General features: G+C 43.7%; 29 protein-coding genes. All 29 read right to left on the reverse strand.

Annotation, left to right across the window (positions count from 1 at the left end):
- Positions 1-65 precede the first annotated feature (65 nt).
- The 29 genes from ABFC84_07305 to ABFC84_07445 all read right to left on the reverse strand — a co-directional run bounded on the left by ABFC84_07305 (position 66) and on the right by ABFC84_07445 (position 22,351).
- Positions 66-203: a hypothetical protein gene (locus tag ABFC84_07305; protein MEN6412555.1), complete on the reverse strand. Its 138-nt coding sequence runs from the start codon at positions 201-203 to the stop codon at positions 66-68.
- A gap of 58 nt (positions 204-261) precedes the next feature.
- Positions 262-1,215, reverse strand: a complete 954-nt coding sequence (locus ABFC84_07310; protein MEN6412556.1) for a hypothetical protein — start codon at positions 1,213-1,215, stop codon at positions 262-264.
- A complete protein-coding gene (nusB, locus tag ABFC84_07315) occupies positions 1,212-1,628 on the reverse strand; it encodes a transcription antitermination factor NusB (GenBank protein ID MEN6412557.1) in 417 nt (138 codons plus the stop codon). The genes ABFC84_07310 and nusB overlap by 4 nt, the downstream gene beginning before the upstream one ends.
- A 54-nt stretch (positions 1,629-1,682) precedes the next feature.
- On the reverse strand, positions 1,683-1,910 hold the full coding sequence (locus ABFC84_07320) for a DUF2273 domain-containing protein (protein MEN6412558.1): 228 nt from the start codon (positions 1,908-1,910) through the stop codon (positions 1,683-1,685).
- Between the two features lie 17 nt (positions 1,911-1,927).
- Entirely contained in the window at positions 1,928-2,467 is a 540-nt protein-coding gene (gene amaP, locus ABFC84_07325) for an alkaline shock response membrane anchor protein AmaP (GenBank protein ID MEN6412559.1), read from the reverse strand.
- 12 nt (positions 2,468-2,479) lie between these two features.
- Positions 2,480-2,875 (reverse strand): Asp23/Gls24 family envelope stress response protein, encoded by a 396-nt coding sequence (locus ABFC84_07330; GenBank protein ID MEN6412560.1) that lies wholly within the window; start codon positions 2,873-2,875, stop codon positions 2,480-2,482.
- A gap of 92 nt (positions 2,876-2,967) precedes the next feature.
- Positions 2,968-3,501, reverse strand: coding sequence for a SpoIIIAH-like family protein (locus ABFC84_07335; GenBank protein ID MEN6412561.1), 534 nt, complete (start codon positions 3,499-3,501; stop codon positions 2,968-2,970).
- 9 nt (positions 3,502-3,510) lie between these two features.
- A complete protein-coding gene (locus tag ABFC84_07340; protein ID MEN6412562.1) occupies positions 3,511-4,119 on the reverse strand; it encodes a hypothetical protein in 609 nt (202 codons plus the stop codon).
- A gap of 18 nt (positions 4,120-4,137) precedes the next feature.
- A complete protein-coding gene (gene spoIIIAF, locus ABFC84_07345) occupies positions 4,138-4,731 on the reverse strand; it encodes a stage III sporulation protein AF (GenBank protein ID MEN6412563.1) in 594 nt (197 codons plus the stop codon).
- Positions 4,732-4,782: 51 nt separating this feature from the next.
- Entirely contained in the window at positions 4,783-5,940 is a 1,158-nt protein-coding gene (gene spoIIIAE / locus ABFC84_07350; GenBank protein MEN6412564.1) for a stage III sporulation protein AE, read from the reverse strand.
- 12 nt (positions 5,941-5,952) lie between these two features.
- A complete protein-coding gene (spoIIIAD, locus tag ABFC84_07355) occupies positions 5,953-6,339 on the reverse strand; it encodes a stage III sporulation protein AD (GenBank protein MEN6412565.1) in 387 nt (128 codons plus the stop codon).
- Positions 6,340-6,351: 12 nt separating this feature from the next.
- Entirely contained in the window at positions 6,352-6,549 is a 198-nt protein-coding gene (gene spoIIIAC, locus ABFC84_07360; GenBank protein MEN6412566.1) for a stage III sporulation protein AC, read from the reverse strand.
- A 16-nt stretch (positions 6,550-6,565) separates the two neighbouring features.
- Positions 6,566-7,087 carry a hypothetical protein gene (locus tag ABFC84_07365; protein MEN6412567.1) on the reverse strand — a complete coding sequence of 174 codons (522 nt, stop codon included), beginning with the start codon at positions 7,085-7,087 and terminating at the stop codon, positions 6,566-6,568.
- Complete coding sequence (spoIIIAA, locus tag ABFC84_07370) at positions 7,078-8,082, reverse strand: stage III sporulation protein AA (GenBank protein MEN6412568.1); 1,005 nt, start codon at positions 8,080-8,082, stop codon at positions 7,078-7,080. The genes ABFC84_07365 and spoIIIAA overlap by 10 nt, the downstream gene beginning before the upstream one ends.
- A 142-nt stretch (positions 8,083-8,224) precedes the next feature.
- Complete coding sequence (locus tag ABFC84_07375) at positions 8,225-8,668, reverse strand: CD1247 N-terminal domain-containing protein (GenBank protein ID MEN6412569.1); 444 nt, start codon at positions 8,666-8,668, stop codon at positions 8,225-8,227.
- Between the two features lie 141 nt (positions 8,669-8,809).
- Positions 8,810-9,367: an elongation factor P gene (gene efp, locus ABFC84_07380; protein ID MEN6412570.1), complete on the reverse strand. Its 558-nt coding sequence runs from the start codon at positions 9,365-9,367 to the stop codon at positions 8,810-8,812.
- Positions 9,368-9,381: 14 nt separating this feature from the next.
- Positions 9,382-10,470: a Xaa-Pro peptidase family protein gene (locus ABFC84_07385; GenBank protein ID MEN6412571.1), complete on the reverse strand. Its 1,089-nt coding sequence runs from the start codon at positions 10,468-10,470 to the stop codon at positions 9,382-9,384.
- A complete protein-coding gene (gene aroQ / locus ABFC84_07390) occupies positions 10,454-10,909 on the reverse strand; it encodes a type II 3-dehydroquinate dehydratase (protein MEN6412572.1) in 456 nt (151 codons plus the stop codon). Before aroQ ends, ABFC84_07385 begins: the two co-directional genes overlap by 17 nt.
- Before the next feature lie 94 nt (positions 10,910-11,003).
- Positions 11,004-12,338 (reverse strand): TldD/PmbA family protein, encoded by a 1,335-nt coding sequence (locus tag ABFC84_07395; protein MEN6412573.1) that lies wholly within the window; start codon positions 12,336-12,338, stop codon positions 11,004-11,006.
- Positions 12,339-12,436: 98 nt separating this feature from the next.
- Positions 12,437-14,092, reverse strand: coding sequence for a penicillin-binding protein 2 (locus ABFC84_07400; protein MEN6412574.1), 1,656 nt, complete (start codon positions 14,090-14,092; stop codon positions 12,437-12,439).
- A 132-nt stretch (positions 14,093-14,224) separates the two neighbouring features.
- Positions 14,225-14,443, reverse strand: coding sequence for a DUF4911 domain-containing protein (locus ABFC84_07405; GenBank protein MEN6412575.1), 219 nt, complete (start codon positions 14,441-14,443; stop codon positions 14,225-14,227).
- Between the two features lie 3 nt (positions 14,444-14,446).
- Positions 14,447-15,667 (reverse strand): U32 family peptidase, encoded by a 1,221-nt coding sequence (locus ABFC84_07410; protein MEN6412576.1) that lies wholly within the window; start codon positions 15,665-15,667, stop codon positions 14,447-14,449.
- Positions 15,664-16,272 (reverse strand): O-methyltransferase, encoded by a 609-nt coding sequence (locus ABFC84_07415; GenBank protein MEN6412577.1) that lies wholly within the window; start codon positions 16,270-16,272, stop codon positions 15,664-15,666. Before ABFC84_07415 ends, ABFC84_07410 begins: the two co-directional genes overlap by 4 nt.
- 1 nt (position 16,273) lies before the next feature.
- The gene (mltG, locus tag ABFC84_07420; protein ID MEN6412578.1) at positions 16,274-17,287 is read right to left on the reverse strand and encodes an endolytic transglycosylase MltG; all 1,014 of its coding nucleotides are present in this window, start codon (positions 17,285-17,287) and stop codon (positions 16,274-16,276) included.
- Positions 17,288-17,360: 73 nt separating this feature from the next.
- The gene (locus ABFC84_07425) at positions 17,361-17,705 is read right to left on the reverse strand and encodes a DUF1292 domain-containing protein (GenBank protein ID MEN6412579.1); all 345 of its coding nucleotides are present in this window, start codon (positions 17,703-17,705) and stop codon (positions 17,361-17,363) included.
- A 54-nt stretch (positions 17,706-17,759) separates the two neighbouring features.
- Positions 17,760-18,188, reverse strand: a complete 429-nt coding sequence (gene ruvX / locus ABFC84_07430) for a Holliday junction resolvase RuvX (protein ID MEN6412580.1) — start codon at positions 18,186-18,188, stop codon at positions 17,760-17,762.
- Between the two features lie 44 nt (positions 18,189-18,232).
- Positions 18,233-18,490 carry an IreB family regulatory phosphoprotein gene (locus ABFC84_07435; GenBank protein ID MEN6412581.1) on the reverse strand — a complete coding sequence of 86 codons (258 nt, stop codon included), beginning with the start codon at positions 18,488-18,490 and terminating at the stop codon, positions 18,233-18,235.
- 137 nt (positions 18,491-18,627) lie between these two features.
- Complete coding sequence (gene alaS / locus ABFC84_07440; protein ID MEN6412582.1) at positions 18,628-21,237, reverse strand: alanine--tRNA ligase; 2,610 nt, start codon at positions 21,235-21,237, stop codon at positions 18,628-18,630.
- Between the two features lie 88 nt (positions 21,238-21,325).
- The gene (locus tag ABFC84_07445) at positions 21,326-22,351 is read right to left on the reverse strand and encodes an AI-2E family transporter (protein MEN6412583.1); all 1,026 of its coding nucleotides are present in this window, start codon (positions 22,349-22,351) and stop codon (positions 21,326-21,328) included.
- Between the last annotated feature and the right edge of the window lie 38 nt (positions 22,352-22,389).

The following is a 22,389-nucleotide window of genomic DNA, read 5'->3' on the forward strand; positions in this document are numbered from 1 at the left end:
ATGTATAATTATTATCATATATCAACCGTATAAAAAAAACCAGACCAAAGTCTGGATAGTTTTTATTAATACCCTCGATCAGTGTAGTGTTTGATAAGATAACCGCCGACTCCGCCAAAAATAAACCAAAAGAAACCACCTGGTGGAATTAAATGACCAACTATCGCACCGACAATCGCCCCTAGAATAACATAAGTTATCATCGGATCACCTCCACATATGTGTGTTTATGTATCATATGCCGAGGTCATCAATCTTGTGCTAACAGTGACTTAGGGCGTAATAGGCCGTTCCAATTGCATTATCCGGACTGTACTGTTTTTCAGGAAAAAACAAGCGCACTTTACAAATTCTAGCAAGGTGGCTTTGAACATAATCGCGAATAAACTGATTGGAAGCTACTCCGCCAACCAATAGTACATTCGATAATCCCGTATGCTGAATGGCTGCCTTCACCATCCGACTGATGGTTTCCGCAATACAGTACTCTACTCCGGCAGCAATGCCTGCCGGAGCAACTCCCTGCTCAATCAGCCGCTCGGCATATGTTGCCGGACCGGAAAAACTAACATCCATTTTTTTAACCGAAACCGGTATTGTGGCTATGCAGTCCAACCCTGATTTCGCCAGCTGCTCCAAATGGCGCCCCGCCGGGAAAGGAAGCTGTAATCCCACACCAATCCTATCGATAAACTGTCCGGCATGCAAGTCCATACTGCCGCCTAATAAGACTATTTCTACCTGTTCGTCGTTCATTTTCACCTTAACTATTTCTGTTGTGCCGCCGGAAACATGAACCGCCAAAAAATCTTGAAACGCAAGTGCAGGGCCGCCGACAGACCAAATTCCGGCAAAAATATGACCTTCCTGATGGCTAATACGCTGCAGCTTGCTTTGGTAGGCAGCCGCTAAAACCCGGGCATAGCCATCACCAACTAAAAAAGCCGGCATATAGGAATCCGGCAGAGGCCGAGGATAACCGGACACCCCAATAGCCTGAAAACGCAGTGGCTGCTCTACCATAGCGGCAGCTTGCTCAAACAGTGCAGGCAGATTGCGCGTATGCTGAAATACCATCTCTGATTGCGCTAAACCACGACCACCAGGCTTAACCGACAATATTTTGCGTTCATCAGTAATCAGCTTTCCCGTTTCATCTAAAATAGCAACTGAAGTCGTATAACAGCTGGTATCAATCCCTAAAACATATTTCATTTCTCTAACACCTTGTTTTTTACTAAAGAACCTAATATTCCATTAACAAACCGACTGGATTCTTCGGTGCCAAAAACCTTAGCTAACTCAACCGCTTCATTGATTACAACATTGGGTGGCAGTTTTTCACTGCCAAATTTCATTTCATAAATAGCCATTCTGGTAATATTGCGATCCACCCCGGGCATACGTTCAATTTTCCATTCGTTGGCAAATTGACTAATTACAGCATCAATTTGTTCTAAATGGGCTTGCGTTCCCACTACAAGTTCTTCTGTATATAATCTTGCTTTATCCGTACTTTTCTCATGTTCGATAAAAACCGTTTGCAACGCAGCCTGTTTGTCCATGGCATTAAAATCCAGCTGAAATAAAACTTGTAATGCCATTTCTCTTGCCATTCTACGACTCATAATCGTCCTCTTTTTCTGAAAAATTTTCGAATATTCCTCTACTGTTAATTCTGACTAGCGCCGGTATCCCGGTGGTAAAAGCTTATCTAAAATATCCATTATATCTTCTTTTTCGTCAATGCGCTTACCGACAATATAACCGGCCAGCACGCATAACAATACAAAAAACGTGCGAAAAAAGCCGAAAGCAATAATCAAAATGCCAACTAGCAGCCCCAATACAGCCCCGACAAGCTTGCCGCTATGATTTTGCCAAATTTCTTCCCATAGTTTAGCATTCATATTATTACTACCCTCCTTCATTCAACACGTTGTTTAATTTTAAATTCATTGGAAATGTTCTCAACCAATACCTGTACATCTGCCAGTTCAATACCAACCGTACTTTTGATATGCTCATGCACACGGCGTTGAATTTCAGCAGAAACGGAAGGCACATTGCTTTCCGGACTTACTACTGCTCTAATGATGACCTGTGGTTCCTGGCGTTTCAGATTCACATCAATTTTAACTCCCCGAACTCCCCGGGTATGTCTGGCTGTTTTTTCAATTAAATTTTCTATTGCTGTCAGAGAAATATGGATGTCGCCTAAATCAGTGTGATTCACAATAGTATCTCTCATCCGCCTTGAACGCAAACCGGCAAACAATAGTCGAATGCTGACTAAAAAAAACACGGCGCCAACCGAGCCGGCTTCCCACTGGCCGAAAATATAGGAAAGGCTTGTCCCTACAACATCTAAAGAAATCAGGCGTACAGACAGTAAGATAACGCCTAAGGACAAAAAAGCTAACAAAAAGGTATAAATAGACAAAATAATGCGGTCAATAATGCCCATAATGACTCCTTTCTAGCGTACGCGGATATCTTCGTCCTTACCCTCCGGACTAAAGCCGACACCTTGAATGTGAATATTTACTTCTACTACATCCAATCCGGTCATGGATTCGATCGCCCGTTTTACATTCTCCTGCACTTGTAAAGCAACATCCGGAATGCGGACACCATATTCTACAATAAGATGTAAATCCACGGCGGCTTCCCGTTCACCGACTTCAACTTTCACTCCCTTAGCTAGGTTTTTCTTACCTAGCATTTCCGCAATACCACCAACTAATCCACCGCTCATTCCGGCGACTCCGGATACCTCGGTAGCAGCCAAACCGGCAATAATACCTACCACTTCATCCGCGATTCGAATAGAACCTCCGTCATTATGTTCCAATTTTTCCATTTCCTTTTCCAAGCACAACCCTCCCTTATAAAATTACCCAATAAGGTTAGTTTATTATTTTACATTATAACAAACATCTTCCATGTTTACAAATAAGCACGCTGTTATGGTTTTGCGCTTATTGTAATATTCTCAGCTTTGCAACCGCTCACCCGGCTGATAACATCCGCTACCTGAACGACTTCTTCCCGGGACAGTGAGTCGGTTTTTACTACTGCACTTACGGAATTATCCTTGATAAATACCAAGGCATCAGAATATCCTTTTGTTTTTATTAAGCTTTCCAGCTCGGTTTCCTGCTGCTTTTCTAAAACCATTTTTAATATCGTTTCCTGAGCCTTTTCTCGGGCATTATCGGTTTTCGAATTTTTAATGATCTCCCGCAGCAAATCCGATTTTTCACTGCGAGCTTTATCCCTTTCCAAACGATATTCAATAAAAAAATCCGGACCGGCTACCGCTACTGCCTGTTCTGCAACTACTGATCTGGTTACTTGAATGGCGTTGGAGCGATCCACTTTTGTTTGTCGATCATTACGGCAATATACCCAGATAATTGCTGCCAGCAGGACGATAATAATTAGAACAACACTGATCAGAGAAGTGGCTTTACCCTTTCTTATGGATAAAACAAACATACACTTACCTCACTTTCTTTGCGGTAATATCGTAATTTTATAAGAAGGCACGCCTAATCCTGCTTCTACTGCTTTGGTAAGATTAACCTTTACAGTAGAATCATATGCACCTTCGGCAATTACCAATACACCTTTTATCACTGGTTTAATCTCCCTTACCATTACCGGCTTATCCACACCATTTTCTTTGCTTAATAGTATCTGCTCATTTTCTTTCGTCTCAGTGGTAGTTCTTACGCCGCCGGAAGTATCCTTTTCCTGGATAACCTTACTCTCCCTGACAATATTTTTGGCATGTTCCTGGGTGCTGCCATTCTCCAGGGTGATATTCACGGTTACGGTTCCCGCACCCTTAACCTGGGATAATATATTAGCTAATTTCCCTTCCAAGCTCTCTTCATAACTTCTTGTATTTACTATAGGAGAGCTTTTTAGGCTGTCACTGGCAGTTTCCGGAATCGGCTTAATGTTTTGACTGTCAAATAAACTGCCGGCCGCGATAAGCAGTACTCCGATGATACCTAACCACAACATTCGTGTGGTTAAAACCCCATCTTTCAACAATTGACTTGGCCATAGTTTTCTTCCGTTTGTCAAAAAAGTACTCAACCCACTCATCGACGCTCCTCCTCCATGTCAATATAAAAGTTGTACATCAATTTTATCTTTGGGCAGTTGATATAATTCAGCAATTGTCTGCTGAATTTTTTGTTTTATCTGAGGGCTTAACTCTTCAGCACTATTTGTTGCCGGGTCCCCGATAATCACCTTGGCAACTTTCTTCTCACCGCCGACAACTCCCGGTTGAACATAAACGGTAATATGCTGAATTGCTCCTGACAGTTTACTGCCAGGTTGTTCTTCAATCCGAATTGCCGCAGTGGCATCTGCCACGCCGTCAATCGCCATGACGATTGCGTTTATTTGCTTGGCTAACTCCTTTTTATACAACTGATGGGTGATGTGTTCTCTTTCCTCCACAAGAGTATTAGTGATATTGGCGGCTGAAGAGTTGGATGACGTGGTACTGATAGCAGAAACTTCACTTGGCTGTATTTTATTTTGAATCATGTCAATCGCAGGATTTAAGATAGCTAGCAGAATAAACAGCCCCATAATGACCCGGATAAACCGCTGCATACTGCTGTTTGGTAGCAGCAATTCCAAAAAGGAAGCAAACAGTACGACCAAAATAATGTTTTTGAGCCAAGCGGAAATTGCAGTGATCACAAACTTCCTCCCAACTTGCCACGATCCAGACTACCTCTATAAACAAATGCTTTATCGCAGCATCATAGCAATACTTCCAGCACCGATTATCAATGTGATCGTAAGGAAAAACATCAGAGCAACCGTCAATACCGCACCAAATAGCAACAATAGATTATTGCCCATAGCATCAAGACATTGCGCCATTTTTTCATCACCCATTGGCTGGATGATCGCTCCCGTAACTTTAATAATCAAGACAAGCGATAAAAGCTTGATCAAGGGAAACGCACAAAGTAATAAGACAGTCGCTACGCCAAAAATACCAATGGCATTCTTAAGCAGCAAAGAAGCTCCCATCACAAGTTCTACGGTGTCCGCAAACATTTTTCCGACTACGGGAATAAAGGTAGACGTGGCAAATTTAGCCGTTCTAAGGGCTACACCGTCAGCCACACTGCCGGCAACTCCTTGAATGGTGATAATGCCTATAAATGATACCATAGTAAAACCTAAAATAATAAGGCCGGTTTGTTTAAATAACCTGGTTAAATTATATAAACGATATTTTCCTGATAAGTAATTAACGCACTCTAGGGTAGCGGTTAGCAGAAGCAGCGGCAAAACAGCATCTTGAACAATAACGCTCACGGAACTAACTACGAACAACATCAAAGGGGTAAACAGAGCCGCAGTCGTCACAGCCCCTACGCCAGCCAATAATGAAATCAGCAAAGGCAGCAATGCTTCCATAAAGCCAACCATATTGCCAATCGTCTGCCGGGCCAAAGTTAATGCATTATAAAATACATTTAAAGCAATAACAATCAGAAAAATGTAACACACTCCATAGGCCAGAAAGGATATTCCTGACTGCTCGAAGGAATTTTGCAGATTTTGCAGCATAGCACAAAGTACTGCTAAAAATAATAGTTTACCCAGCAAATGGATATTGGTAGCCAATTCTTTAAATAAGTGGGCTACTATTGTTTGCCAGACACTTTGCCAGTTCACGGTCAATCCTTTGCTGGCAATTTCCCGTAAACCAGCGCCGGTTAATAAAGGAATATTTTCGTTAAGTTCCCGATTAATATTACTAATAAATTGATTTACATCATCTATTGCCAATTTATCCAATAATTGATCCCCTAACGCCTCTGTTTCCGATGCCGCCCAAGCAAAATTCGAGCATGTTAACAGTAATAAAACTATAATGATACATGACTTCATTCAAATTCCACCCTATGGAATCAATTTTATAATCGTATCTAATACCAGGGCGATGATCGGTATGGCCATAACCATTACAAAAACCTTACCGGCAAATTCAATTTTACCGGCAATTGCCCCTTCTCCGGCATCCCGGCAAACCTGAGCGCCAAATTCCGTAATATAGGCAATCCCAATAATTTTTAAAATGGTGTTCAAATACATGGAGCTAATATTGGCCTTTTCGGCTAAATCACGAAATAAAGTAAGCACAACATTAATTTTATTAAGAATCAGCAAGAAGATAATTGTAATTAGAGCAAGGCTTAATTGTACCGCAATTTCCGGTTTATCCCGTTTAATAATCAAGATAAGTAGGGTAACAACAAATCCCATCCCAATAATTTGAATGATTTCCATAGCGCATGCTCCTTAAAACAGCTTGAAAACATCCTGCACTGTAGTAAATAACCGGCCCAACAGCTGTACGACCCACAACAAAACGATGGCAAACCCGGCCAGGGTACACAAATGCGCCATATCTTCCTTGCCTGCCTGTTTTAAAGCAGTATGAAATACCGATACTAAAATTCCTACTCCCGCAATTTTAAATAATAGGTCCAATCCCATCATTTTGCCTCCCTCATCAGATTAACAATATAATGACAGCTAAACTGCCGCAAATTCCCAGATAACGATACATCTTGGTATTCCGGTTTCTAATTTCTATTGCCTGCTGTTCAATTTTTAATAATTGCTCTTCAATCATATCCAGATATTTTACCTGCTCTTCCCGATTCATACTGCCAAGATTGGAACCCATGACCAGCAATATTTCTATCTCCGCTGGGCCTACCGCTAATTTTTCCGTATACTCTTTCATGATTTGCTGCATTGCTTCCCGCGGAGTCAGCCAACCGTTTTGCTCTAACTGCGCCGCTAATGCTTGAAAAAAATCAGCAATGACCCCTTGTGTTCCAGTTGTGCATTTTTGCAAAGCCTCCGCTAGCGGTAAGTAAGCATAACTGATATAGGACTTCAACGATACCAAACAAGTTGCAATCTGACGTATCTGACGCGGACGTTCAATACAACGCTTTGCCAGCTGGAACCCAATTGTCGTACCAACTGCCAGCACCAGGCAGCTTCCTAAAAATTTTAGCCACATTGCTTTACCACACTTCTTTCCGGAAATAAAATTGTATTTTGTTTGGCGTCGATAATCTCTGCTATCGTACCAATTACCGGTTTATTACATAAAACAACATAGCGCTCAAAATATTTTTCTATAATCAGTTGGCCGATAAACGGACGTTCCTTCACCTCGGCAACATCCCGTCCATGCACTGTCGCAATCACACTTACGCCGGCATTTAAAGCCTCTCGCACGGCAGCGGCATCTTCTTGCCGGCCCAATTCGTCGGTCACAACCACTGCCGGTGACATAGAGCGAATTAACATCAGCATACCGGTTGCTTTTGGGCAGCCATCCAGCACATCAATACGTTGTCCCAAATCAACAGTGGGAACACCATTTTCGCAAGCAGCAACCTCTGATCGTTCGTCCACTAAGCCTACCTGCTGTCCGGGAAAATTATATTTTATATTGCCTGTGCTAATCTGCCGCACTATATCCCGTAACATGGTTGTCTTACCACAACGGGGTGGAGAAATAATTAAAGTACTCCTGACTCGCTTATTGCCTTCAACAATAAAGGGAAGGACGGTGTCGGCACATCCCTTTATTTCTCTCGCCAGACGAATATTCATAGAACAAATGTTGTTTAATGTCTTGAGCTGCTCATAATCCAGGACAGCCTGTCCTGCTAAACCAATGCGATGCCCTCCTTTAATGGTAATAAATCCCATCCTTAATTCGTGCTCATAAGCATATAATGAATTTTTGCTGATAAGCTGCAGGGCGCGATGAATATCTTCTCTGCTGCAATAAAACGCCTTGTTCGGTTCAGCAACCGGGCAGCCTTTATTATCAAGTAGCATATCCGTAGCACCTAATACCAGCAATAACGGTCGTTCTGCCCGTAAACGGATTTCCGTCAACTGGCTCATCACCTCAAGCGGCACCTTACGTAAAACAGCAATCAGAACCGGGGGAAGTACCGGATAGATATAATTTTCCATTATATTGATAATATTGGTCATATTCCACCCCCCTTTCTTTACATAGATATGGAGCAGAAAAAAGTTTATGACAATAAATCGATAAAAGCCATAATTATTTTTCCGCAAAAAAAAAAGAAATCCCGGATACCCAGGATTTCTTGCACGTTTTAATTCAACAACGCTAAATGCCAGGATGAAGACCATGGCGAAATTCATTCTCGACACTACTGTCATTAACATCAATATCATCCTCGTCTATTGCATTGTCATAAACAACTTCGCCGCAGTGAGGGCAAGTAACTTCGACAGCGTCCTTTTCATCTAAAAGTTCGGATTCAAACGCCACCGCTTCATGACAAAATGGGCATTCTACCTCAATAAATTCATCATCCTCATATGTCTCTTCGTAAATTTCTTCTTCTAAATCCGTTAAATCTTCGTCAATGGTCTCTACATAATTCCCCAAATCTTCCTGTACAGAGTTCATATTGTCGAATTCTTCTGCCATATCATCCATTACATCTACAATATTCAACAGTAGTTTCCCTTCAGAAGAAGTATCACTAACATTAAGACCTCTGGTCAACCCCTGCAAGTAGGCAACTTTTTCTTTCATATTTCCCATAAAAAAACAACCTCCTTTAACAATGTTCAGTGCGATAGTGGTATTATGCCCAAACAAGCCTCAAAACATTATCCGGCCGGTTAAGAAAAAAGCACTCTCAGTACTGAAAAAGTAATGAGAGTGCTTAACGTATCCAAAAAACTATGCTCTTTCGATATATTCGCCGCTGCGAGTATCAATGCGCAACACATCGCCAATATTAATAAATAAAGGAACGCGAACGACATAGCCGGTTTCCAATTTTGCCGTTTTATTGCCCCCAGTTGCGGTATCGCCGCGAATTCCAGGATCCGTTTCCACTACAACCAGTTCCACCGAATTCGGTATGTCAACCCCGATGACATTTCCTTGGAAAAAGTTTACGGCAATATCCATATTTTCCTTTATGAATTTTGTAGCATCTCCCAGTTGTTCCGCATTTAACTCAATCTGGTCATAAGTTTCATTATCCATGAATACAAATGTGCCATCGCTTTCATATAAATATTGCATCGGACGATTGTCGATATGCGCTTTCGGCACCTTTTCGCCGGCATTAAAGGTACGTTCAACAACAGCACCAGTACGTACATTTTTCAGCTTAGCGCGGACAAAAGCGGCGCCTTTACCGGGTTTAACGTGCTGAAATTCCACCACTTGCCACACGTCGTTGTCAATTTCAATCGTTACCCCGGTACGAAAGTCATTACTTGAAATCATTTTATAACCTCCAATTACCCATTAATTTCTTTTAATTCTTTGCTGCTGGCAGTAAGAACCTCACATCCCGCAGCAGAAACTACCACAGTATCTTCAATTCGAACTCCGCCCCATCCAGGCAGATAAATACCAGGTTCCACGGTAACCACCATGTTTTCACGTAACTGCGTATCGGTATTGGATGGTGATAGTCTTGGTTCTTCATGAATGGTAAGGCCTACACTGTGTCCCAATCCATGACCGAAAAAGTCACCGTAACCGGCTGCCTCAATCACCTGCCTAGCCTTGGCATCCACTTCAGAACCAAGTAATCCGGCCCTGGTTGCCTGAATGCCAGTTAACTGGGCAGCTAAAACCAGATCATATATTTTCCGCTGTTTCGGCGTCGCCTGACCAACCACTATTGTCCGGGTAATGTCGGAATGATATCCCTGATATACGGCGCCAAAATCCATAGTAATCATTTCGCCCGGTACAATTTTCTTAGCTGACGGTGCTCCATGGGGAAGTGCGCCCCGCTGTCCGGAAGCAACAATCATATCAAACGCCATTTTTTCGGCACCCAGTCGGCGCATCTGAAATTCTAATTCAAAGGAAATATCCTGTTCGCTCATATCCGGCCGGATAAAAGTTAATATATTTTCAAAAGCAGCATCGGCAATTGCTACCGCCTTTTTGATAGCGGCCAGTTCATCGGCATCCTTCACCATTCGCAAATGATTCACCCTGGACGGTACTAATACCGCTTTTGTCAGAATAGCCCTCATTTTGCTAAAAACATCATAAGTGATGTAATCTTGTTCAAAGCCTACGTTTTTCAGCTGCAATTGCTGAATTGCATTGTCTAACGTCGCATAGGGATTGCTGCTATATTGAATGATTTCATAACCGCGAGTCTGCTTTTCCGCCTGCTCCGTATAGCGGGAATCAGTTAACAATTTGGTGGCCGAATTACTAATCAGCAGCATGCCAGCGGAACCGGTAAAGCCGCTAAAATACCGGCAATTCTCCGGTCGGCTGATAATCATGCCATCTAAATGCTGTTCGCTTAAAAATGATTGCAATCTCGCTATTCTCTGCTTTATATTATGCTCCGCGGACAATTCGCGCCGCCTCCTCCAATGCCAAGATATAACTATCGGCACCAAATCCGCAGATCTGACCGTAAACCACAGGTGCGATCACGGAATGATGCCGAAATTCTTCCCGTTTATGAATATTCGACAGATGCACTTCAATGGCAGGAACAGAAATAGACGCCAACGCATCGCGCACGGCAATGCTGTAGTGAGTAAAAGCCGCCGCATTTAGAATAATACAGTCAAACCCGTCCGGCTCAGCCTGCTGAATACGATCAATCATAACCCCTTCATGATTCGTTTGCATCACTTCAATATCCATTGCCAGTTGTTGTGCCTGCTGCAAAATCTTCGCGTTGATTTCATCCAGTGTCAATGTACCGTAAATCTGGGGTTCACGCTTCCCTAATAAATTCAAATTAGGCCCGTGAATCAATAATATACGCGGCCTATCTTCCCCCATACTATCACAACTCCATACTGATGTATTAACTTTTATATTCTACCATAATTTTCGCTTTTTGCCTAGAATATCTTCTTGTTTTTCCCGTCCGGTATTAACTACCGCTAACGGTCACACGATCAAGGCGGAGAGTTGGTGCGCCTTTTGCACCGAAGAATCGTAAATCGTTCCCAACCCCGTCAATGCCTGCAAATAAATCTAAAATATTACCGGCAATAGCAACTCCCCGCACTGGCTGTGTCATTTGACCGTTTTTGATCCAAACACCGGCAGCCCCGACAGAAAAATCACCGGAAATAGGATTTGCCGTATGCATTCCCATAACGTTAGTAACATAGAATCCGTTTTGGACCTCGGCGATCAATTTCTCGCGGGGCGTAGTGCCTGGTTGAATATAAATATTGGTTGGGCCGACCTCCGGCATAGTTTTAAAAGAACCGCGCATACCATTTCCGGTACTGCTGACGCCATCCTTTTTCGCAGTATACGTATTATATAGATATTGATTCAGCACCCCGTCAATAATCAAATCATGTTTTCCCGTCGGAACACCCTCCCCATCAACCGGGCAGGTAGCAATTCCATCCGCCAGCCTTCCGTCATCGGTAAGGGTAAACAAGGAAGAAACCACTTTTTGACCCAGTTTGTTTTTGAAAATTGACCGCCCTTTTTGAACGGAATCGGCACAAAGAGCGGGTATGAGGACAGAACAAAAACTGGCAGCAATATAAGGCGGCAGTACCACTGCCGCCTTAACGGTATGAATTCTTTTTGCCCCCAGCAGCAATCCGGCGTTCCAGGCCGCTTCTTTACCAACTTCTTCGGGATTGAGTTTCGCAAAATTTCTTGTATAGAGGAGTCCGGTACCAGTCTGGACATCACCGTTCTGTTCTGCCAGCACTACTCCATACAGCCCGCAATAGCCTGAACGATAATAATGGGCCAATCCATTGCTATTGGCCAAAGCAACCCCGTATGCCGCATCTTCATAACCGCAGCGCTCAGTACGAGTAATCCGGGAATCGGCAGCTTGCGCCGACTGCTCGATTTGTTTTGCCATTTCTATTTTTTCTTCTACTGTGGCAGCAGCAATCGTTTCATTCCAAAGCTGGATTTCAAAATTTGTCGAAACATTCTGCGGTAATCCATGATATGGATCGGTAAAGCTATACTGACTATTAGCCAGTGCCTGACCTGCCAAATCCCCCAATTGATTAAAATTAGTGGAATAGGCAAATCCCACAGTACCTCTATCCGAGATAACCCGCAGTCCTATCCCCCTGTCCTCGGAAAATTTTAACGTTTCCAATTCATTATTAGCTACTTCGATCGTCAGGGATTTTGCGTCCAGCACATATGCCTCTGCTGCATAGCTGCCCATTCGTTTCGCTATCTGTACCGCTGCGTTTGCTAACGAAAGATATTCCAAAAATACCGCCCCCGTTTCGAGCTCTTGCAGCTCTATGTAACCAACATGAAGAACTTTCTCCGGCTGATTGGTGCTAAACTGTTCCTGCGTACTGCCTATTATGATTGGGATAAAATTGCAGTCATGATTTCCCGGAAGATCGGCGCGGCTACATCACCACCTGACATCCCTTCCTCTACAAGCACAACCATAACATATTGTGGATTATTCAATGGCGCATACCCGGCAAACCAAGCATGATTAATTCCCTGCCCCCTGCTATTCTGCCGCCCGGTTTCCGCTGAGCCGGTCTTACCTGCCGAGCCATAATTTTCCACATAAGCTGCCTGTCCGGTTCCATAATGAGTTACTGCCGTCATCATTTCCCGAATTTCTTTAGCGGTCTGCTTCGATAAAACCCGAGTGCCCTGGGAAACATGATCATTATGAATCACGACACCCGCAGAATTGGTAATCTTGCCAACCAGATAGGGATCCACTTTTACACCATTATTGGCGATAGTAGCAACCAATGATGCCATTTGTATTGGCGAGGCCTCCAAAGTACCCTGCCCGATTGCAAAATTTGCAAGTTCTCCCGGATAAAGATTCTCCGGGGAAGGTAAATTTCCTTCTGCCTCACCGTCAAAATCCAATTTGGTACGGTGACCAAAACCTAACTTTTGCGCAAAGGATACCAGTCTTTCCCCTCCCAGCCGTAATCCGACCTCAATAAACACAGGATTGCTGGAATAAGCCATTGCTTCAGTAAAAGTAAGACGTCCCCGACCGCCGCGATCAAAATCCCAGCCATTAAAGCGTAATTTATTTACATCAATATACCCGGGATCATAAAATATTTCATTAGGCCGTACCAATTCATTTTCTAATGCAGCCGCTGCTACCGCCAGCTTAAAGACCGACCCCGGCTGAAAGGCTGACACGGCACGGTTAAGCAAGGGAGCAGAATCATGCGAAAGATACTCATCAATATAATTGGCATCAAAATTTGGCCGAGATGCCATAGCCAAAACCTCGCCTGTTGATGAACGTAAAACAATAACCGCACCCATTTTCATGTGACGGTCCATAGACTCTTCCACTATTTTTTGTATATGAGTATCGAGAGTGAGGACTACATTATTGGGCCCGCTGCCATTTAAGAACCGCATTCTTTTATATCCTAAGCCGGGAATAATCTGCTGACCTGCGTCAACCAAAGCAGCTGCATATTCCGGCTGATTTCCCCTAAGCACATCATCATACATTGCCTCAATACCGCTGACTCCTTTATTGTCGGCCGTATTGATATAGCCGGTTATATGAGCTGCCAACGAACTATAACCGTAGCGCAGCTTTTCAGTGACTGCTACCACTCCCGGGATATTTAATCCATTAATTTTTTTTGCAGTTAACAAATCAATATCCGTCTTAAGTTTAAATGGCGAGCCATGTTCGGAAATTCTAGCGGCGATACGCTGCGGGTCCTGACCGGTAATATCCGCCAGACTGCCGGCTGTGGTATTCATATCCTGTACCTGGGCCGGAAAAACAACGATACTGAAACGCTGGGTTGTGTTTGTTAGGGGTACGCCGTTTCGATCAACAATTTCTCCTCTGGCGACCTCCACCGGAATTTCCTGCACCCGGCTGCTTAACCCTAAAACCGCTAACCTCTGACCGGTAAAAATTTGTAGATAAAACAACCGCCCAATCAACAATGTACTAATGAGCAGAAAAAAAAGCAACAGTTTGCCAATACGTAATCTTTCCATGCCGACTCACCCCAAACAGCCTTTCAACAAACATTCACTACTATTGTTGGCTGTTTAGGGGATTTTTACACATTGTCATGTTAGAAAATAGCTGCCGCCTAGTGATGAACATCGGTAGTTCACTCCAGCACTCTACCTATCCGTGTCGGAATCAAAATAGGTAATCTTCACTGCCAGATGATTTAAAATTTCCTTCACTTCTCCAGCTGTGTCCGGTGTAACTCTGACCAAAAGGATACCCTCTGCCTTATTCACAGTACTAACTACCCCTAAATATTCATATCCCTCCATAATCCGATTCACATAATTTATCACTTGAGGCTCGACCTGAATATAAATTTTTTCCGTCATATTTTATTGCACCCTTCGCCGTAGCATCGCATATTTAACCACCGGCCGGCCCATAGGCATCCTGACAAGCTGCTGGGGATGCGGCGCCACTGCCATAGTATTTCCCGCGGGATCCTGCATTTTACTGATAACCTGAGTAAAATTAGGCTGACCGGGCTGCATCACCTCAATGGTTTCACCTGTTTTCATATTGTTGCGCTGTTCAACGTCAGCCATCCCGGTCAACGGATCATACGTCTGCACCAAACCGACAAAATCATGGGTTTGTGTATAAGAGGAAGAGCCATAAATCTGATCATCCTTACTGGTTTGCTTAAAATAAAATCCGCTGGTATAAGCACGATGAGAAATCTTATTCAACTCTTCCAACCATTCTTGGCGTACTGCAAACTTATCGGGAGCCTCCATATACGCATCAATAGCTTCGCGATACACTTTAGTCACAGTGGCTACATAATGCACGCTTTTCATTCGCCCTTCAATCTTAAAGCTGTTCAGCCCACTTTGAATAAGCTCAGGCAAATAAGGCAATAAACATAAGTCCTTTGAATTAAAAATATAACTGCCGCGTTCATCTTCCGCGATAGGGAAAAATTGTCCCGGTCGCTTTTCTTCCGTCAAAGAGTATTTCCAGCGGCAAGGCTGAGCACATTCACCTCGGTTGGAATCGCGCTCCGCCAGATAATTACTCAGCAGGCAGCGCCCGGAATAAGAAATGCACATCGCGCCATGGACAAAAGCCTCCAGTTCAACACTCACTTTGTCCCGGATAGCTGCTATTTCCGACAATGACAGTTCCCGGGCAAGAACAACCCGGCGCACGCCAAGTTCCTGCCAGAATAGTACCGACGACCAATTCGTGTTATTTGCCTGCGTACTGACATGGACGGGTAATTCGGGTACTACTGCATGGGCAATCCGGTATACGCCCAAATCAGCGATAATAATTCCATCCACCTGGCAGTCCCTGAGGAAACGAAGATATCCGGAAAGTTCCGCCAAATCGTCGTTATGGGGAAAAATATTTACAGTAATATATACTTTTTTGCGGAGATGATGGGCAAAATCGACTCCTTTCCGCATTTCCTCTGCGGAAAAATTATCGCTAAAAGCCCTTAACCCAAATGATTTTCCGCCTAGATATACAGCATCGGCACCATAGAGCAACGCCATCTTCATTTTTTCCCAGTTGCCGGCCGGTGCCAATAATTCAGGTTTTTTCACTGTCTGCGCTCTCCTTGATAGTTCGAAACGGCGATACCGTCACCAACGTGATAGAAATCGGTTATAAAACGTTGATCCATAGTAACAAAATCAATATATTGCCGCAATCGTTTTACGATCGTCCGATAGCGGCGGGGCGGTTCCATATTTTCTTCTACTAACCCGCGAAAGAATATATTATCGGCAATAACAACGGCTCGCGCCATTAACTTATCCACTACCTTTTGCAAATAATCAAGATACTGTCCTTTAGCCGCATCAATAAAAACAAAATCAAAAGTACGGTCTAAGCGTGGTATTGCCTCTCCCGCATCGTCGATAAGAATAGTCACCTGGTCTAATTTACCAGCTTGTCTTAGATATTGCCGGGCTAACCTCGCTCGCTCCGGATTTTGCTCTATCGTCACAATTTTTGCCTGAGACGGTAACTGAGCAGCAATCAATAAGGTAGAATAGCCGATGGCCGTTCCTATCTCCAATACTGAGGAAGGCCGCCGCCGCCTCACTGTTTCTACCAAAAGACTTGCCCCAGCCGGACTAATGATGGGAACCCGATATTGTAAAGCGTACTGTTCCATTTGCGACAACAAACTTGTTTCCTTCATATTATTTACGTACCTGCTCAATCGCCGCCAGATGCTCTTCATATGTCCGGCTAAAATGATGCGCTCCTTGCTTATCCGCCACAAAATAAAGGTAATCTGTCACAGCCGGATACAAAACAGCCTGAATCGCCGCCTTTCCCGGGTTAGCAATAGGCCCGGGAGGAAGCCCTTTATTTTGATAAGTATTGTACGGTGAAGCAATCATCGTATCCTCAATTGACAATTCCGCTTTAGGATAACCTAAAATATACTGAATCGTTGCGCAGGACTGCAGCGGCATATCTTGCCGGATACGATTAAAAAAGGCACCGGCGATAAGGGGACGATCCTGTGCCAATTGAGCCTCCTTCTCTACTAAAGAAGCCAATATGACAACTTCTCGTATCGATAGCCCTAATTCTTTAACTCTTGCCCGCATTACCGGCGTAAACTGCTCATCAAACTGACTGACCATCATTGATAACAGCTGCTCTTCCGTTGTCCCCCGGGCAATGCGGTAGGTATCAGGGAAAATATAGCCTTCCGACTTATAAGTAACTCCTGTATTAGCCGTCGCCATATACGCATAAGGAGTATAATCCCGGGCCGCCGCTTTAAATTTTTCACTGCTGCCTAAATTTTTCTCCTCTACCAGCCTGGCAATTTGCTCAACGCTGTAACCTTCCGGTATCGTAATCTGTCGATAAGCCGTTTCTCCTTTGGCAAGCCTGGCTACAATCTGCTGCACAGACATCTCCCTGGTAAATGCATACTCTCCGGCTTGTAAAGAATTCTCCAGGTTATGCATCTTTGCCGCCAGATGAAAAACCATCACACTTTGAATCAGTCCTCGTTCATATAACAAATTGCCAATTTCATTAGCCGACATTCCCGGCTGTACGGTTATAATGACCGGATTTGAAATACTGGCAGCAACCGGCGTCACCCTTCCCTCATACACGGTGCTGACTATAATTATAATCGTTGTCATTACCACTATGAGCCATTTTACTGTAGTCGTATTATACTGCTGCATTTTGTCACCTCACTTGCTTCTATATACAAAATCATAACTACTATTATATACAAAAAGGCAAAAAAAATGAAGCCTATTCGGCTTCATTATCATCATCGGCCATCAATTCTTCATAAGCCTCGCGAACCTGTTCAAATTCCTCATCGGACGGGTCTACATATACTTCTTCGCCATTTTCGTCCACATCAATTCTAGCAATGTATACGTCTGTTTCGTCGCTGCAGCAATCACAACTGGAATCTTCGCATTCGCAGCCTTCTTCATCAATATCGATAGGTACTAAAATTGCGTATCGTTTGTCATCCACAGGAATAATCAGTTCTTCCCGGTAATAAAATTCATTACCCTCCTCATCTGTCATTACAACAACAATGTCTTCGTCCGTATCCTCAAGGTCTTCTTTATCAAAATCAGCCATTTTTTCACCTCATTTTTAAATGTAGTGTAATTTTATACTAGAAAACTTATCCTGTCAAGGAAGTTTTTGGTGTGATAAACTATCAAGATATCCTTGCAGGATAAACACTGCAGCCATCTTATCAATAACCCTTCGCCGTTTGGTTCGGCTTACATCAGCCGCAATCAGTGACTTCTCGGCGGCAACGGTAGATAGCCGTTCATCCCAGAACTGAATAGAAACCTGGGGAAATTCCTTCATGAGTGATTCAGCAAATTTTTGTACCAGTTCGCAGCGTGCGCCAATTGTCCCGTTCATGTTTTTTGGCAAGCCAATAACTAAAACATCCGACTCATAGGCCGCAATGAGCTCCCGCAATCTGAGTACATCTTTTTTTCTACCAGTTCTTCGAATCACCTCCACACCCTGGGCTGTTAAAAGCAATTCGTCGCTTGCCGCCACCCCGATAGTTTTATCGCCGACGTCAAGTGCTAGTATTCGCATACTTCCTCCTAAATATGTGCCTATACATCCGAATTATCCACGGATTATTTGTCTTTTAGATAAGCTCGCACCAGTTCTTCCAGTATTTCATCCCGCTCCAGTTTCCGGATTAACCCTCGTGCGTTATTGTGACTGGTAATATATGTCGGATCACCGGATAACAAATATCCAACCAGCTGATTAATTGGGTTATATCCCTTTTCTTTTAACGCCTGATATACGTTGCCGATGATGACCGACGCAGCATTACCTTCTTCACTGTCAACCCGGAACATCATAGTTTCTTGTGATAAATTGGACATTCCCCATCCCCCTCTCCACTATTATCTCCTTCTATATACCACTATATTCTACTGCCACTAAATTTTTCCTCTTACAATCGTAAAACTTATTCTACAAAAAGTGAGACAGACCGCTGCTGCCACCCTGCCCCGCTAAATTAACCAAGCTGATCTTTTATTACGTTCAATGCAGTTTGTAATGATGCCTGAATCTTTTCCGGCTGCCTGCCTCCGGCCTGCGCCATATCAGGACGTCCGCCGCCGCCGCCGCCGGCTACTTTTGCCGCAGCTTTTACAATATTGCCGGCATGGATCTTTTTAGCCACCGCCGCTTTTGTAGCCATCGCCACAAAGTTTACTTTATCCTGATGCACAGCGCCAAGTACTACCACCCCACAAGTTAAACGATTGCGAGCCATATCGGCTACCGACCGCAGTCCGTCCATATCCGCAGCCATAACCTGGCCGACAACGATTTGAACACCATTTACTTCCTGCATTTTGGCCATCAATTCCTGAATCTCCGTTTGGGCAAGCTTTGCTGTAAGTACAGCTACTTCATGCTCTACTTCCTTCAGCCGCAGCATGATACTGTCTATCCGGGTTATCACTTCTTCCGGACGGGCTTTTACAATAGCAGCAGCCTTTTTCACTACAGTTTCTTTTTCTTTGATATATTGAAGCGCTTCTCTGCCGGTTACCGCTTCAATTCTTCTGACACCGGAGCCAATGCCCGATTCACTGACAATTTTAAATAACCCAATTTCTGACGTACTGGATACATGGGTTCCGCCGCAAAGTTCTTTACTGCAGTCACCAACAATTACGACTCGTACCACGTCGCCATATTTCTCACCGAATAAAGCCGTAGCTCCCATTTCTTTAGCCAGTTCCTGAGTCGTTTCAATGATGCTGACGGCAATATTCTGCATGATAAATTCATTAACAATCGTTTCCACTTCGTCCAGCTGTTCTGGTGTTACCGGCGCAAAATGGGAAAAATCAAAGCGCAGCCGATCCGGTCCGACCTGAGAACCGGCCTGATTTACATGGTCTCCCAGAACCTGCCGCAAGGCACTTTGTAATAAATGAGTAGCAGTATGATTGCGGGTTGTATCCTGATGTCTGACTGTATTCAAAGCAATCCTAACGGTATCGCCGGTATTGAATGCGCCTTCAACAATCAGTCCAATATGATATCTGGCTCCATTAGGCAGTTTTTTGGTAGCTGTAACTTGCACCTTGCCCAGTGGTCCGAACAGAAAACCCGCATCTCCTACTTGACCGCCGCCTTCAGCATAAAAAGATGTTACATCAAGCACAATGCCAACCTCATCTCCGTCATGAGCTTCATCGACAATCTTTCCATCGCGCCACATTAGCTCAACTTTAGCCGTTTCAGCTTCAGGACTATAGACAAGCTTTTCAACCGATATACCGGACATATCCGGCAGTAAGACTCGCTCCTCGTGATTCTGACGGGCCAAGCGAGCCCTCTCCCGCTGTTCGTTCATTGATTGATCAAATACTGCCTTATCCAGTTCCAGATCATTTTCCTTAAGAATTTCCAGTGTCAGTTCCCAAGGGAAGCCAAAAGTATCATAGAGTTTAAAAGCAGTCACTCCGTCTAAAATTTTGCTGCCGGAGTGCTTTAATAATTCAATCTGATGATTCAGGAGCTCCATGCCTTGGACCAAAGTCGTCTGGAAGCGTTCTTCCTCCACTTGGATAACCTTCTTCAGGTACTCCTTTTTTCCCATTAAATCCGGATATGCTTCGGCAAACATAGCCACCACAATATCGACAATGTCCGCTAAAAAGGGCTTTTCAATTCCTAATAAGCGTCCGTGACGTATCGCCCGGCGCAGAATACGACGCAATACATAGCCGCGGCCTTCATTCGAAGGCAATATGCCATCACCGATCATCACCGTCATACTTCTGGCATGATCAGCAATGACTTTTAAAGAAATATCGGTTTTGGGTGACTGACCATAAGTTACTCCGGCCAATTGAGCAGCATGTTCAATAATGGGGAACAGCAAGTCCGTTTCAAAATTTGATCTTTTATTTTGCAGCACTGATGCAATCCGTTCCAATCCCGCACCGGTGTCAATATTTTTTTTGGCCAGGGGAGTATAGTTGCCGGCTTCATCCCGGTTATATTGCGTAAACACCAAATTCCATATTTCTAGATAACGGTCACAATCGCAGCCTACCCCACAGTCAGGAGAGCCGCAACCTCGTTCCTTGCCTAAATCAATATATATTTCGGAGCAGGGACCGCAAGGCCCAGGTCCGATTTCCCAAAAGTTATCTTCCATTCGTACAATTTTTTCAGCCGGAACGCCAATATCTCTGGTCCAAATATCAAATGCTTCATCATCGGTTGTATGTATGGTAATCCAAAGCTTATCCTGGGGCAGCTCGATAACTGTGGTGATAAATTCCCAGGCCCAGGCAATTGCCTCTTTTTTAAAATAGTCGCCAAAGGAAAAATTGCCAAGCATTTCAAAAAAGGTATGATGCCGGGCGGTACGTCCCACATTTTCGATATCACCGGTACGAACACATTTTTGACTTGTAGTAATCCGAGGATGAGGCGGTTTCATCTTGCCGGTAAAAAACGGTTTAAACGGAGCCATGCCTGCACCGATTAGCAGCAATGTCGGATCATTTTCTGGAATTAATGGATAGCTTTTCAATACTAAATGATCTTTACTGGCAAAAAATTGCAAAAATTTTTGGCGCAGTTCATTTCCTGTCATATTAATCAACCTAATCAACCTCCAGTTGTATGGGCGCATTTCTTATGGCATTATACATAATTCAGCTAACATTGTCAATAATTGGCGTCTATACAAGCAGACGATATACGTGAAAAATTACTACTTTTACAATCGCTGCAACCGGTACCCCTAACAACATACCTAACATTCCACCCACCTCTCCGCCGATAAAAGCAAAAAAAATAACGGATAATGGATGCATTCCTACGCTTTCACCTACTATTTTCGGATGAATAACGGTTCCCTCCAGCTGATGAATCAAAATAAAGAGAAGTGCTACTTTCAATGCCAGCCAAGGAGAATCCAACAGGGCCAGGGTCACCGCCGGAGCTGCCCCGATAATGGCACCAAAGTAAGGGATGAAATCAAGTATGCCTGCCAGCAGCGCTATAAGCAAGGCAAAATTAAGCTGTAATAAACAAAGTCCAATACTAACCAACAGCCCCACTATGACCGCTACGATAACCTGGCCTCTAATTATACCGCACAGCACTTTATCAATATCTTGTCCTATTAAAACGGCTTCCAGACGCCAGGCAGCGGGAAGCAGTTGAAGCAAATTTTTCTTTATTTCAAACCATTCCTTGAGAAGGTAGAAAGCCAATACCGGGCTAATCATCACGCCGATAAGATGACCGAAAAATTCAATAAATTCATTGATTATTGCAGCGATAAATTCCTGAATATTATTTTCCACTGTCAGCAATAAATCATCAAGGGCCAGTCGCAGGGAATAAGGTAAGGCGGAATTTTGATATTGGATTTGAAAGGCTTGAATCATAGCTTGTCCTCTTGCCGCCATTTCCGGAATATCCTGTCCGAATTCCTCCAATTCCCGCAATAGAATGGGGATAAGTTTAATGCCTGCCAGAATAAGCGAACTAAATAAAATGAAATAGATGATTAGGATTGACCAACCCCGCTTTACTCCCTGCTCCTCCAAATAGCAAACCGCCGGATTTAGCAAATACGCCAAAAAAGTAGCAATAACAAAAGGATATAATCCGCTGCGAACGAACCATAAAAAGCAGAATAATGCGGCAAGGGTAAAAATAATAACGCCTAAGCGTACGGATCGCTTTGTCGCACCCATATAGACCTCCTGATCAAGAGAATGAAAAAGGGAGACCT

Source organism: Veillonellales bacterium (genome assembly GCA_039680175.1).
Taxonomy (GTDB): Bacteria; Bacillota; Negativicutes; order JAAYSF01; family JAAYSF01; genus JBDKTO01.

What these genes read in the sequence shown, in the direction of transcription:
- ABFC84_07335 (MEN6412561.1), bottom strand. Translation starts at nt 3,501, where the DNA reads ATGTTTGTTTTATCCATAAGAAAGGGTAAAGCCACTTCTCTGATCAGT.
- ruvX (MEN6412580.1), bottom strand. Translation starts at nt 18,188, where the DNA reads ATGCGAATACTAGCACTTGACGTCGGCGATAAAACTATCGGGGTGGCG.
- ABFC84_07415 (MEN6412577.1), bottom strand. Translation starts at nt 16,272, where the DNA reads ATGAAGGAAACAAGTTTGTTGTCGCAAATGGAACAGTACGCTTTACAA.
- nusB (MEN6412557.1), bottom strand. Translation starts at nt 1,628, where the DNA reads ATGAGTCGTAGAATGGCAAGAGAAATGGCATTACAAGTTTTATTTCAG.
- amaP (MEN6412559.1), bottom strand. Translation starts at nt 2,467, where the DNA reads ATGGGCATTATTGACCGCATTATTTTGTCTATTTATACCTTTTTGTTA.
- ABFC84_07340 (MEN6412562.1), bottom strand. Translation starts at nt 4,119, where the DNA reads ATGAGTGGGTTGAGTACTTTTTTGACAAACGGAAGAAAACTATGGCCA.
- spoIIIAD (MEN6412565.1), bottom strand. Translation starts at nt 6,339, where the DNA reads ATGGAAATCATTCAAATTATTGGGATGGGATTTGTTGTTACCCTACTT.
- ABFC84_07445 (MEN6412583.1), bottom strand. Translation starts at nt 22,351, where the DNA reads ATGGGTGCGACAAAGCGATCCGTACGCTTAGGCGTTATTATTTTTACC.
- ABFC84_07320 (MEN6412558.1), bottom strand. Translation starts at nt 1,910, where the DNA reads ATGAATGCTAAACTATGGGAAGAAATTTGGCAAAATCATAGCGGCAAG.
- ABFC84_07365 (MEN6412567.1), bottom strand. Translation starts at nt 7,087, where the DNA reads ATGTGGCTAAAATTTTTAGGAAGCTGCCTGGTGCTGGCAGTTGGTACG.
- mltG (MEN6412578.1), bottom strand. Translation starts at nt 17,287, where the DNA reads ATGCAGCAGTATAATACGACTACAGTAAAATGGCTCATAGTGGTAATG.
- aroQ (MEN6412572.1), bottom strand. Translation starts at nt 10,909, where the DNA reads ATGGGGGAAGATAGGCCGCGTATATTATTGATTCACGGGCCTAATTTG.
- ABFC84_07435 (MEN6412581.1), bottom strand. Translation starts at nt 18,490, where the DNA reads ATGTCCAATTTATCACAAGAAACTATGATGTTCCGGGTTGACAGTGAA.
- spoIIIAA (MEN6412568.1), bottom strand. Translation starts at nt 8,082, where the DNA reads ATGACCAATATTATCAATATAATGGAAAATTATATCTATCCGGTACTT.
- alaS (MEN6412582.1), bottom strand. Translation starts at nt 21,237, where the DNA reads ATGACAGGAAATGAACTGCGCCAAAAATTTTTGCAATTTTTTGCCAGT.
- ABFC84_07405 (MEN6412575.1), bottom strand. Translation starts at nt 14,443, where the DNA reads ATGACGGAAAAAATTTATATTCAGGTCGAGCCTCAAGTGATAAATTAT.
- efp (MEN6412570.1), bottom strand. Translation starts at nt 9,367, where the DNA reads ATGATTTCAAGTAATGACTTTCGTACCGGGGTAACGATTGAAATTGAC.
- ABFC84_07375 (MEN6412569.1), bottom strand. Translation starts at nt 8,668, where the DNA reads ATGGGAAATATGAAAGAAAAAGTTGCCTACTTGCAGGGGTTGACCAGA.
- ABFC84_07425 (MEN6412579.1), bottom strand. Translation starts at nt 17,705, where the DNA reads ATGGCTGATTTTGATAAAGAAGACCTTGAGGATACGGACGAAGACATT.
- ABFC84_07310 (MEN6412556.1), bottom strand. Translation starts at nt 1,215, where the DNA reads ATGAAATATGTTTTAGGGATTGATACCAGCTGTTATACGACTTCAGTT.
- spoIIIAC (MEN6412566.1), bottom strand. Translation starts at nt 6,549, where the DNA reads ATGGGATTGGACCTATTATTTAAAATTGCGGGAGTAGGAATTTTAGTA.
- spoIIIAE (MEN6412564.1), bottom strand. Translation starts at nt 5,940, where the DNA reads ATGAAGTCATGTATCATTATAGTTTTATTACTGTTAACATGCTCGAAT.
- ABFC84_07305 (MEN6412555.1), bottom strand. Translation starts at nt 203, where the DNA reads ATGATAACTTATGTTATTCTAGGGGCGATTGTCGGTGCGATAGTTGGT.
- ABFC84_07400 (MEN6412574.1), bottom strand. Translation starts at nt 14,092, where the DNA reads ATGGAAAGATTACGTATTGGCAAACTGTTGCTTTTTTTTCTGCTCATT.